Source organism: Glutamicibacter sp. NPDC087344, assembly GCF_044744225.1.
Lineage (GTDB): Bacteria > Actinomycetota > Actinomycetes > Actinomycetales > Micrococcaceae > Glutamicibacter.
On the sequence record NZ_JBIUXY010000007.1, the window covers coordinates 240714 to 252600 of the forward strand.

The 11887-nt window shown below is 64.4% G+C and carries 10 protein-coding genes; 9 read left to right on the forward strand and 1 reads right to left on the reverse strand.

The window, feature by feature from the left end; genetic code table 11:
- Window positions 1-50 precede the first annotated feature (50 nt).
- A complete protein-coding gene (locus ACIOWL_RS14365; protein ID WP_400386395.1) occupies window positions 51-1265 on the reverse strand; it encodes an ROK family protein in 1215 nt (404 codons plus the stop codon).
- Between the two features lie 415 nt (window positions 1266-1680).
- Between ACIOWL_RS14365 and ACIOWL_RS14370 the strand changes: the two genes are divergently transcribed.
- From ACIOWL_RS14370 to ACIOWL_RS14410, 9 genes are all read left to right on the forward strand, one after another.
- Window positions 1681-3183, forward strand: coding sequence for an MFS transporter (locus ACIOWL_RS14370; protein WP_400386398.1), 1503 nt, complete (start codon window positions 1681-1683; stop codon window positions 3181-3183).
- Window positions 3184-3197: 14 nt separating this feature from the next.
- Complete coding sequence (locus ACIOWL_RS14375) at window positions 3198-4808, forward strand: GMC oxidoreductase (protein WP_400386400.1); 1611 nt, start codon at window positions 3198-3200, stop codon at window positions 4806-4808.
- A 153-nt stretch (window positions 4809-4961) separates the two neighbouring features.
- Window positions 4962-5981 carry a VOC family protein gene (locus ACIOWL_RS14380; RefSeq protein ID WP_400386403.1) on the forward strand — a complete coding sequence of 340 codons (1020 nt, stop codon included), beginning with the start codon at window positions 4962-4964 and terminating at the stop codon, window positions 5979-5981.
- Between the two features lie 4 nt (window positions 5982-5985).
- A complete protein-coding gene (locus tag ACIOWL_RS14385; RefSeq protein WP_400386405.1) occupies window positions 5986-6921 on the forward strand; it encodes a fumarylacetoacetate hydrolase family protein in 936 nt (311 codons plus the stop codon).
- Entirely contained in the window at window positions 6918-7901 is a 984-nt protein-coding gene (locus tag ACIOWL_RS14390) for a cyclase family protein (RefSeq protein ID WP_400386407.1), read from the forward strand. The genes ACIOWL_RS14385 and ACIOWL_RS14390 overlap by 4 nt, the downstream gene beginning before the upstream one ends.
- 35 nt (window positions 7902-7936) lie before the next feature.
- Window positions 7937-9061, forward strand: coding sequence for an FAD-dependent monooxygenase (locus tag ACIOWL_RS14395; protein WP_400386410.1), 1125 nt, complete (start codon window positions 7937-7939; stop codon window positions 9059-9061).
- Window positions 9058-10125 carry an amidohydrolase family protein gene (locus tag ACIOWL_RS14400; RefSeq protein WP_400386413.1) on the forward strand — a complete coding sequence of 356 codons (1068 nt, stop codon included), beginning with the start codon at window positions 9058-9060 and terminating at the stop codon, window positions 10123-10125. Before ACIOWL_RS14395 ends, ACIOWL_RS14400 begins: the two co-directional genes overlap by 4 nt.
- On the forward strand, window positions 10125-11120 hold the full coding sequence (locus ACIOWL_RS14405; RefSeq protein ID WP_400386416.1) for a fumarylacetoacetate hydrolase family protein: 996 nt from the start codon (window positions 10125-10127) through the stop codon (window positions 11118-11120). Before ACIOWL_RS14400 ends, ACIOWL_RS14405 begins: the two co-directional genes overlap by 1 nt.
- On the forward strand, window positions 11117-11878 hold the full coding sequence (locus ACIOWL_RS14410) for an SDR family NAD(P)-dependent oxidoreductase (RefSeq protein WP_400386418.1): 762 nt from the start codon (window positions 11117-11119) through the stop codon (window positions 11876-11878). Before ACIOWL_RS14405 ends, ACIOWL_RS14410 begins: the two co-directional genes overlap by 4 nt.
- The last annotated feature ends 9 nt before the right edge of the window (window positions 11879-11887 follow it).

Consider the following 11887-nt stretch of genomic DNA (forward strand, 5'->3'; position numbering starts at 1 on the left):
GAAACCGCACCGGCCGCAAGGCTGGTGCGGTTTTTTGCTTTGGCGGCCCGCTAGCGCACGGTGCTGCGGTCCGGCGAGGGACGCCCGTCGGCAAACCAGCGGGGGAAGGTGACATCGAAGAGCTGCTCGATGGCCAGCTCAACCCCGCCGTGCAGCGGTTCGAGTTCATCATTCACCGATAACGTAATGGTGATATCGCGGGTGGCCAGCGGCATGGAGCGTTCGTAAATCCGTTGACGCACATCGGCCAGGAACAACTCGCCGGCCGAGGCGATAGCCCCGCCGAAGACAATCACCCCGGGGTTGAACAGGTTCACCAGGGTGGAGACCGTTTCCCCGGCCACCAGGGCTGATTGCTGAATCAGCGAAATAGCCAGCGGGTCACCGGCCTGGGCGGCGATGGAAATCAGTTCCAGGGTGATTGGCTGTTTTTTGGCCAGGGCGGCCAGCGGGCCGTCGCTGCCTGCGTCCACTGCCTCCTGGGCATCGCGGACCAGCGCCCACCCGCCGCCGACGGCTTCCAGGCAGCCGATCTTGCCGCACCGGCAGGGGGCGGTGGAATCCGGGAGCCGGACATGCCCGATATCCCCGGCGGCCCCGTTGGCCCCGCGGTGGATTGAACCCTGGGAGAGCAGCCCGGCCCCGATGCCGGAGCCGATCTTGCAGTAGATCAGATCCACATTCGCCTCGCGGCGGCGCGCTCGCTCACCCAAGGCCAGCAGGTTCACGTCGTTATCCACCCAGACTGGCGCCTCGAAGCGCTGTTCAAAGGGGGTCCTGATGTCGTAGCCGTTCCATCCTGGCATCAGCGGGGGAGCGGCGGGGCGTCCGCTGGCGAAATCCACCGGCCCCGGAAGCCCGATGACCACACCCCACACCGGGGGAGCCGAGTCCTTGTCCAAGATCGTGTCGATCTGCTTGAACAGTTCCTTGATGGTTTTGGCCGGCCCCTGGGCAATGTCCCACTTGCGTTGCACATGCTGGCGCAGCTTGCCGTCCAGGTCTGTGATGCCCACACGAATACGCTGGGCGCTCAGCGCGCAGATGATCAACACCCCCTGCTCCGAATGGAAACGCAAGGTGCGCGGGGCCCGGCCGCCGGAGGAGGCGGCGAAGTCGCTGTCCTTGAGGAAACCGTACGCGATGGCCTGGTCGATGCGCTGGCTGACGACACCGCGGCCGAGCCCGGTCACCTTCCCGATTTCGGGCCGTGTGGTCGCTTCCCCGGTGCGCACCAGGTTGACGATACGCAGAAGGCTCGTCACTTCGTCTGTTTGGGCTCCGAACTGGAGCGTCGACATTGTTGCCATAACTGGTAATTCTTGCATATCTCAAGCGAAATGACAGGTTCCGGAGGCAACTAATGTCGAAAACGACATAACTTATGCGTTTTATGCACCTATTGGGCCGCCTGTGCGTGCTGGCGGGCAAGGCGCCGGTGAGCTCGCGTTATCTTGAACCCTACGCTCTGTACGGGGTGGTGGAAAGTGCGCCCTTGGGGGCGTCAGGGAGAGTATCCCCGAACTATAAGGTTGGAAAGCTTCAAACTTTCGTTGTTTTTAGACCTAAGTGAAGATATTCTGGAAATGACGTAGGGGCCAGCTGGTCCGTTTGCTCCGGGAGAATCCGGCGCAAGCACATTCTGTCGCGTAGATGGCCCGATCGATCGGGCAGATCACTATGAAACTTTCACCCTTGAGGCTCAGGTTGCTTCTCACCTGCCTGCTGGCTGTCTCATTTCTCGGCGCCATGGACCACACCGTGGTCTCCACCTCCCTGGCGACCATTGCCGGCGAGCTCGGCGCCCTGCAGTACATGAGCTGGATAGTTGTCGGATACACCCTTGCCAGCACGGTTCTGCTGCCGGTCTTCGGCAAACTGGATGACATCCTGGGGCCGCGCAAAATTTTCCTCGCCGCCCTGAGTGTTTTCCTCATTGCCTCCCTGTGCTGCGGGTTCGCAGCCGACTTCAGCTGGCTGATCGCCGCCCGCGTGGTCCAGGGCATGAGCGCCGCTGGCTTGCAGCTGATGTCGCAAACCATCATTGCGCGGGTGACCACGCAGCGCGAGCGGCCGCGATACATGGCCATGATCGGCGCCGCTTTCCCGGTTGCAATCCTGGTTGGACCCCTGCTGGGCGGACTCATTACCGATCAGTGGGGATGGCAGTGGGTTTTCTGGATCAACATCCCCATCGGCGTGATCGCCCTGGCGCTGGCGGTCTTCGCGCTGCCGCAGCTGGAATCCCAGCACACGCCGCGCGGTTTCGACATTGCCGGCGCCGGGGTCTTCACCATCAGCCTGGTGGCGCTGATTCTGGGGATCACCTGGGCCAGCGACCAGGGCGGATCGGTCGCAACGGTTCTCGCATTAGCGGTGGGCCTGCTGGGGCTGGTGCTGTTTGCGTGGATCGAGACCCGGGTGCCCGAGCCGATGATCCCGCTGAAGGTCTTCCGCAATCGAACCGTCGCCGCCGGCACGGCGCTCTCGGCAATTATCGGTGTCGGGTTGTTCTCCATCACCGCCTACCTGCCGACCTACATCCAGATGGCCTACCAGACCAGCATCACGGTCTCCGGGCTGGTGCCGATTGCCACCGTTTTCGGCATGCTGTGCAGCAACCTGTTCACCGGCTGGTGGGCCAGCCGCACCGGCGGATACTGGATGTTCCCGATCCTCGGCACCGCGTTAGGCGCCGCCGGGCTGTTTGCCATGGCCTTGCTTCCGGTGGGCCAGCCGCTCTGGGTCCCCATGGTGATCATGGCCGTGGTGGGTGTGGGGACCGGTGCGTTCATGAACCTGATCGTGGCGCTGGTGCAGGGCGCGGTCCCGGTGCAGCAGACCGGAACCATCACCGCAACGGTGAACCTGGTGCGCCAAATCGGCTCCACGGTAGCCACGGCGATGATCGGCGTGAGCATTGCCGCCTCGGTCGCCGGGTTGCTGCCGGTCGGGCTGGATGCGGCCACGCTGACCCCGCAACAGGTTCATGCCGCACCCGCCGCGGTGCAGGCCGAAGTGGCGCAGATCTACACCTCGGTTTTCGCCCCGGTGTTCACCGCCCTCGCCATCGCCTACGCCGTGGGGATCCTTGCCGCGCTCTGCCTGCCCCGCGGCCGGCTGAGCAGTGCCCCCGCCGGGTCGTCGCAAGGCGCCTCGAAACCCGTCACCACCCAATCTTGATCAAGGAGAAAACCATGTCTCAGCCCACCATCGCCATTGTCGGCAGCGGGCCCATCGGTTCGGCCTACGCCCGAGTGCTGATTGAACAGCACCCCCACGCGCGAGTTGTGATGTTTGAAGCAGGCCCGCAACTGACCGAAATTCCCGGTGAGAGTGTCCGCAACATCCAGGACCCGCAGGCCAAAGAAGAGGCGCGGGAGAAGTCCCAGGGGCCGCAGGCCGGCTCCTACCGGGCCTCCCTGGGGATCCCGGAGGCCACCGTCACCGAGGGAATGTTCACCGCCCGGCAGGGAACCCACCTGCTGGACTTCGGCGGCCCCGGCGCGGCCCACGCGCCTAGCTTCCCGGCGGCCGCGGCGGCAACCAACGTCGGCGGCCAGGGGGCGCACTGGACCTGCGCCACCCCGGAACCTGCCTTCAGCGAAAAGATCCCATTTATCCCGGACGGCGAATGGGATGCGCTGATGGCCCGCGCCCGGGACCTGCTGCACGTGCAGAGCGCGGCCTTTGCCGACTCGGCAGTGGGTGAAGCGATCCGCAGCCTGCTGGATGAAGAGTTCGGGGCGGAGCTTCCCGACGGGTACGGGGTGGGGACCCTGCCGGTGGCCGGGGACCCGCAACCGGATGGATCGATGCGCTGGGCCGGCGCGGATGTGGTGCTCGGCCCCTTGATCACCCCGGGCAGCGAGCAGGCTTCGCGTTTTGAATTGCGCGATTTGAGTTTGGTGCTGCGGGTCGAGCTTGATGGGCACCGTGCCACCGGGCTGACCTACAAGGATCTGCGTACCGGGGAAACCTTGTTTTTCGCCGCGGATGCGGTGGTTGTGGCCGCTGATGCATTCCGTTCCCCGCAGCTGCTCTGGGCCTCGGGGGTCCGCCCGGCGGCGCTGGGGCATTATCTGACCGAGCACCCGGTGGTGATTTCCACCGTGGCCCTGGACGCCGAAAAAATGCGGCGTTTCGCCTCCGAGGACGACCTGGCCGCCGAACTTGCCCGCAGGGCGCTGAACCCGGCGGATCCGGTGGCCGCGGTGAATCGTATTCCGTTCTCCGAACCCGGGCACCCATTCTCCGTCCAGGTGATGTACACCGAATCCACCCCGTTCCCCATGGACCCGCAGGCCGAGCATGCGAACAACCGCTGGGGCTACGTCAACATGGGCTACGGCATGCGCAAGCAGCCCCGCTTTGAGGATGCGGTGAGCTTCGACGAGGCGGAGCTGGATTACCGGGGGCTGCCCAATATGCGGATCGACTACGCGTTGAGCGCGGCCGAGGAAGCGGAAATCGAGCAGGCCACGCAGCGGCTGCGGCGAGCCGGCCACGCGCTGGGCGCCTTTGTCGCCGAACCGCGGCTGATGCCCAACGGGTCCAGCCTGCACTACCAGGGCACCATGCGCATGGGGGAGCGCAATGACGGAACCAGCGTGGCCGACCCGTACTCCCGGGTCTGGGAACATGCCAACCTTGTGGTGGGCGGCAATGCGCTGATCCCCACGGCCACGGCCATGAATCCGACGCTGATGAGTGTTGCCATTGCGGTGCGCGGGGCCACGCAGCTGGCCGAAGACCTGGCGGCCGGCACCGAACTGGCCGCCGCCTCGCAACCGGCCGCGACGGCGTAGCCGGTGTGGTGCCCGCCGGTGCGGCGGGCACCACAGGTATTTGCTAAACAAATATCAAGCATATTCATATCTCTGTTCCGCAAATACTTGAACTGGATCACACTGGTGTTGTGGCTCACAGTTGGTAGTCGCATCAACCCGAAAGGCATCACCATGGAACGTCCACTCTCACACCTCGCCCACCTGGAAATCACCAGCGAAGATGTCGAAACCTCGGCGGCTTTTTACGAGGAAAAGTTCGGTATGCGCATCATCGAGCGTGCCGACGGCAAGATCTACCTGCGCTGCTGGGGCGACTACTACCGCTACAGCCTGGTTGTAGTCCCGGGCGAGGTTGCCTCCCTGGCGCGCATGGCCTGGCGCACCAATAGCGCAGCGGCCCTGGAAGCCGCCGCCGCCCAGGTTGAAGCCAACGGCGTGCAGGGTGTCTGGAGCGAGGGCGGGCTGGGTTACGGCCGCGCCTACGAATTCACCGGCCCCTACGGCCACCACATGCGCCTGGTCTACGACGTCGAGCGATTCACCGCGGATGAGGAATTCGCTTCCATCTACCCGGACCGCCCGGAGAAGCGCAGCAGCCACGCAGCAGCCCCGCGTTTCCTGGACCACGTCACCGTGGCCGCCTCGGATGTGCGCGGTTTCGCCGACTGGTACAACAAGGCCCTGGACTTCCGCATCATGGCCTTCACCGAGCTGGACGAAGCACCGATCACCGTTTTCTCGGTATTGACCACCAATGAAAAGTCGCACGACCTCGGTGTGGTGCTGGATACCTCCAGCACCGCCGGACGCGTGAACCACATTGCCTTCTGGGTGGATACCCACGAGGACCTGCTGCGCACCGCCGACGTGCTGATGGAAAACGGAACCCCCATGGAATACGGGCCGTCCATCCACGGGATCGGCGAACAGAACTTCCTGTACTTCCGCGAACCCAGCGGACTGCGTGTCGAGCTGAACTCCGGCGGCTACCGCAACTACGTCCCGGACTGGGAAGCCAACACCTGGACCCCGTCCGAAGGCTCGAACAACTTCTACCGCAACGGCGCCATGCCGCATTCCATGACCGAATCCTTCCCGCCGGCCGAGGGCTTCACCGCCACGGAAGAGGGAGCCTCGGAGGAAATGAAGGCAGCGCTGCTCAACCCCTACGCAGAACAGGGACGAGGCTAATTCAATGACCTACTCGCTGATCCGTTTCACCCGCCTCGGGTCCGAAACCGAACAGACCGGTGTGCTGGCGGACGGACGTGTTCACCCGCTGCAGGCCCGCATCAACGACCTGGTGCAGAACTGGGCCACCTGGCAGGCAACGGTAGAGCAGTTAATCGCCGAGCCCGCCGGGGACACGATTGACCTCGACGATGTTCGACTGCTCTCCCCGGTTCAGCCGCAGCAGATCATCCAGGCCGGAGCGAACTACCGCACCCACGTCATCGACCTGGCGGTTTCCCACAAGGAAGAGAACCAGAGCGAAGAAGAAGTCCGCGAGCAAACCGCGCGGATGATGGACAAACGCTCCCAAGAGGGACTGCCCTACTTCTTCATCGGGCTGCCCACGGCCATCGCCGCCCCGAACGACGAGCTGTCGCTGCCCTACTACAGCCAGTCCCACGACTGGGAACTTGAACTCGCGGCGGTCATCGGAAAGCGCACCCACCGGGTCAGCGTCGAAGAAGCCCTGGAGCACGTTTTCGGATACACCATGGTCAACGACATCACCACCCGCGACCTGGTGTTCCGCAAGGACATGCCGGCCATCGGCTCGGATTGGTACCGCGCCAAGAACGCGCCGGGCTTCTTCCCCACCGGGCCGCTGCTGGTCCCCGCGCAATTCATTTCCGACCCGCAGCAGCTGACCGTGACGCTGAAGCTCAACGGCCAGGTCATGCAGCAGGAATCAACCGCGGACATGATCTTCACCGTGGCCCAGCTGATCTCCCACGCCTCCTGGAACATGCCATTGCTCCCCGGAGACCTGGTGCTGACCGGTTCGCCGGCCGGAAACGGGGCGCACTGGGGACGGTTGCTGCGTGACGGGGACGTGATGGAAGGCAGCATCACCTCCCTGGGCATGCAAACCGTGGCCTGCCGGGATGAGGTTCGGGTATGAGCACCGAGACCCACACCTGGGTTGGTGCTTCCCCGGAACAAGCGATCGCGCAAGCAGCCGAACGCTACCGCAACTGGGGGCGCTGGGGCGAAGATGATGTGCTGGGCACGCTGAACTTCATCACCGAGGCCAAGCGGGTCCAGGCCGCGTCTTTGGTGCGCAGCGGCACCACCTTTTCCCTCTCGCAGCCCTTCAGCTCCGAAGGCCCGCAGAAGGGGTGGCGCCGTCGCACCAACCCGGTGCACACCATGACGGACACCGGGGTGGAAGCCGAACACGGCATGCAGGGTTTCCCGCACGGCTTCGGCGGCGCGGATGACGTGATCTCCATGCCGCTGCAGTGCTCAACCCAATGGGATGGGCTGGGGCACATTTTCGACCGGGGCAAGGCCTGGAACGGGCGTGCCGCCAGCAGCGTGGTGACCTCGGAGGGGGATCAGGTCACAGGCATCGACACCGCCGCCGCCCAGATTCTCACCCGGGGTGTGCTGCTGGATGTAGGCCGGGTCTTCGGAACCGACGGGGAACTCCCGGATGGTTTTGCCATCACGGAAGAGCATCTGGAGCAAACCATCGCGGCCCAGGGCACGAGCTCGCAGGTGGGCAGCGGAGATATTGTCATCATCCGGACCGGGCAATACACTCGGGCCAAACGTGTCGGCTGGCAGGACTATGCCGGCGGCGCGGCCCCCGGGTTGTCCTTCGGCACCGCCGGGTGGCTGCACCGCAACGAGATTGCCGGGGTAGCCACCGACACCTGGGGTTTCGAAGTCCGCCCCAACGAATTTGAGGGAGCCTTCCAGCCCCTGCACCAGGTTGCGATCCCCAACATGGGATTGTTCCTGGGGGAGATGTGGGATCCGGACGACCTGGCGCTGCACTGCGCTGGTGATGGGGTGTATGAGTTCATGCTCAGCGCCGCACCGCTGAAGATCGTGGGAGCCGTCGGCTCGCCGGTTAACCCGCTCGCCATCAAATAGGCAACGGTTCACGAGAATTACAAAGGAGAAATCAGATGGCCGCAGTATCTACCGTTGGAATCGTCGGCGCCGGCGCCGCCGGGCTGGCGCTGGCAACGTTCCTGGCTGACGCGGGAATTAAGACCGAAATTCTGGAGAAGTCCCAAGCCCCCTCCACCCTGGGCTCCGGGATCACCCTGCAGGGCAACGCGTTGCGAATCCTGCGCCAGTTGGGTTTGTGGGAGGAAATCTCCGCCCACGGATATGCCTTCAACGACCTGGGACTGCGTGCGCCGAACCCCGAGGGAACGGTGCTGGCCATTCTTGATGAAATGCAGACCGGAGGCCCGGAACTTCCGGCAACCTTCGGGATGTACCGCCCCAAGCTGGCGTCCATCATGCGCGAGCGGGCGCTCGCCGCCGGTGTGGTGATCAGCTACGGGAAAACCGTGAAAACCGTAGAGGATCTCGGCAACTCGGTCCGGGTGCACACCGAGGACGGGGAGCAAACCGATTACGACCTGTTGGTCGGGGCCGACGGGATCCATTCAACCGTGCGCCGGGCCATCGGGATCACCGCCGAACCGCAGCCTACCGGGATGGGGATCTGGCGTGCATTTGTTCCGCGTCCGGCCGAGGTGGTGCGCACCGACCTGACCTACGGCGGACGCTGCTTCATCGCCGGGTACTGCCCGACCGGGCAAGAGGACATGTACGCCTACCTGGTTGAGCGCGCCCAGGACCGGCACGATCAGAAGGACACCACCATCATGGCCGAACTGGCCGCCAACTACGGCGGCCCGTGGAATGAGATCCAGCAATCCCTGGTTGACGGCGCCCCGGTGAACTACACCCGCTTCACCCAGCATGTGGTGGACGGGAACTGGCACCGTGGCCGCACCGTCATCATCGGCGACGCCGCGCACTCCTGCCCGCCAACCATCGCCCAGGGCGCCGCCATGGCGCTGGAAGATGCGGCGGTCCTGGCCGAAGAGCTGATTGCCGGGCACACGGTGGATGATGAGCTGTGGGAGAAGTTCTACACCCGTCGTGTTGAACGGGCCAGCGCGGTGGTGAAGGCCTCGGTGCAGCTGGGCCAGTGGCTCTTGGACGGCGAAAAGAATGCCGACGTCCCGGGCCTGATGGGCGGTTTGGCTTCGCGACTGGTGGTGCCGGCATGAGCGGAACCCAGCCAATCATCGATGTCCACGCCCATGTGCTGCTCCCGCAGCTTGAGGCGCTGGCCAGAGAACAGCATCCGGAAGGTTTGGCCGAGCAACAGCAAACCGACCTGCTGCGCAATGGGCAAGAGTCCCAAAAGAACTCGGGGCTGATGATCCGCGAACGCTGGCCGCTGCTCACCGACCTGGGCGCACGCCTGGAGCACATGGACAAGAGCCAGGTGGATGTCCAAATCATTTCACCCTCTCCCTCGCATTTCTACGCGTTTGCCGGCACCGAGCTGGCGACCACGCTGTACCAAGAAGCCAACCGTTTGGTCCGCGAGTACATCGACCAGGCTCCTGGGCGTTTCCACGGCCTGGGTCTGGCACCGCTGCAGCACCCGGAACTGATGGTGGCCGCCCTTGAGGATGCGGTGCTCACCCGGGGACTGGCCGGAATCGAGATTGGCTCCTATGCCCCTGATCCGCACGGCGGGACGGTTGAACTTTCCGATCCGCGGCTGGACCCGTTGTGGGCGCGGGCCGAAGAGCTGGGCGCGATCATCTTCCTGCATCCCTTCGGATGCCCGTTGGAGGCACGGCTGGACAAGTTCTACTTGGCCAATACCGTGGCGCAGCCTGCGGAGAACGCGGTCGCGTTATCCCATTTCATTTTCGCCGGGGTCCTTGACCGGTTCCCTGCACTGAAACTGGTTGCCGCCCACGGCGGCGGTTACCTGCCGCAGGTGATCGGGCGTTCGGATCATGCCTGGCAGGTCCGTCCCGAGGCGCGGGTTTGCGAACACGCCCCCTCAAGCTACCTTTCCCGCCTCTGGTTTGATTCGCTGGTGCACAATCCGGTGGAACTTGCCCGGCTGACGGAAACCGCGGGATCCTCCCGTGTGCTGTTGGGCTCCGACTACCCCTTTGACATGGGAAGCGACTATCCGGTGCAGGCGGTTGACCAGGCCGAGTTGGCGCCGGAACACCGCGAGGCAATCCTGCGGGGCAACGCCGTAGACCTCGGGTTGACATCCCTTGCCCGCAGTGCGGCAACGGTTTTGGAAGGCAGTGAGAGCTGATGGCGATTATTGCTCGCTGGATGCAGGTCAACGGCAAGGAACGCAGCGGTTTCGTGGCCAATGGCCGCTGCTACCCGTTGGCGGATGGCGGAAGTGTCCAGGACCTGTGCGACATGGGGCTGGCCGCGACCTTGGAACGTGCCGAGCAGGCAATCGCGGAGGGTGAATGGGTCTCGTTGGACCAGGTGCAACTGCTGGCCCCGCTCAAGCCGCCCACCATCCGTGATTTTGTGGCCTTCGAGGAGCATGTTGAAGGGGTGCGGATCTCGGTGGATGGTGTTGCCGGGGTAGTTCCCCAGTGGCATGAGGCGCCGACCTTCTACTTCGGCAACCCCCACACCGTGCGCGGCACCGGTGAGACCATCCCGATTCCAGCAGGATGCCAGGAGCTGGACTTCGAGCTTGAGGTTGCCGCGGTGATCGGCTCCGTTCCCGGAAGCAACGGTGAAAACCTCGATGCGGCCGCGGCCCATCAGCACATCTTCGGCTACACCATCTTTAACGACTGGTCCGCGCGGGATCTGCAACGCCGCGAGATGAAGGTGAGCTTGGGCCCGTGCAAGGGCAAGGATTTCGCCAGCACCCTGGGCCCGTGGATCGTGACGGCAGACGAGTTCGAGCACCTGCACGACGAGCAGGGATTCTTGGCCCTGCAGATGACGGTGAGCGTCAATAAACAGCAGATCGGGATGGATTTGCTCTCCCACATGGGATGGCCCTTCGCCGAACTGGTGGCCTATGCCTCCGCCGACTCGGTGGTGCGCCCCGGGGACGTGCTTGGTTCAGGCACCTGCGGCAGCGGGTGCCTGGCCGAGCTGTGGGGGCGCAACGGAACCCAGAGCCCGCCGCCGCTGCAGCCTGCGGACACCGTGGTGATGAGTGTTGAAGGGATTGGCACCATCAGCAATACGGTGGGTGCGCGCCGCGAGGCAATCACCCGGGTCCCCTCCACACCGCGCCCGCGGCTCGAAGCGGCCCAGCGGGCCCAGGGATGAATCTGGGCCTGGCCGGGAAAACCGTGGTGGTGACCGGAGCGGGGCAGGGACAGGGAAGCGCCGAAGCGCGGCTGCTGGTGGAACACGGCTGTAAGGTTTTCGCCGTGGACCTCTGTGCCCAGGTCCCGGCCGAATTGCGCGGCCTGAGCGGACCCGGAGAGCTGATCTACCGCCAACTTGATGTCACCCAGCGTGCCCATTGGGAAGAGCTGGCGGCGTTGTTGGCCGGGCAGGAGGTGCACGGGCTGGTGAACAATGCCGGGATCACCCAGCGCGACCGCCTGGCAGAGGTCAGCCTGGAGCAGCTGCACCAGGTCTATGAGGTCAATGTGGCCGGGGCCCTGCTGGGGATCCAGGTCTTGACTCCGCTGTTCGTCCCGGGGTCTTCCATCATCAACATCGGTTCCGTGGCCGGGCTCAGCGCCCACTATCCGGTGGCCTACACCACCAGCAAGTGGGCGTTGCGGGGATTGACCCAGATCGCCTGCATGGAGTTAGGCCCAGCCGGGATCCGGGTGAATTCGGTTCACCCGGGATTTATCGAAACCCCCATGACCAGCGCCGCGAACCCCAGATTCCGTGAGGCGACGATTCGTGAAACGCCGTTGGGCCGGGCCGGGAGCAGCCAGGAAGTGGCCAATGTGGTGCTGTTTTTGCTCAGCGAGTTATCCTCGTTTGTCAACGGCGCCGAAATCCCGGTGGACGGCGGCCAAACGGCCCATGGCGGGGCTAAATCCATCTCGGATGCACTGAAATAAATAGTTAAG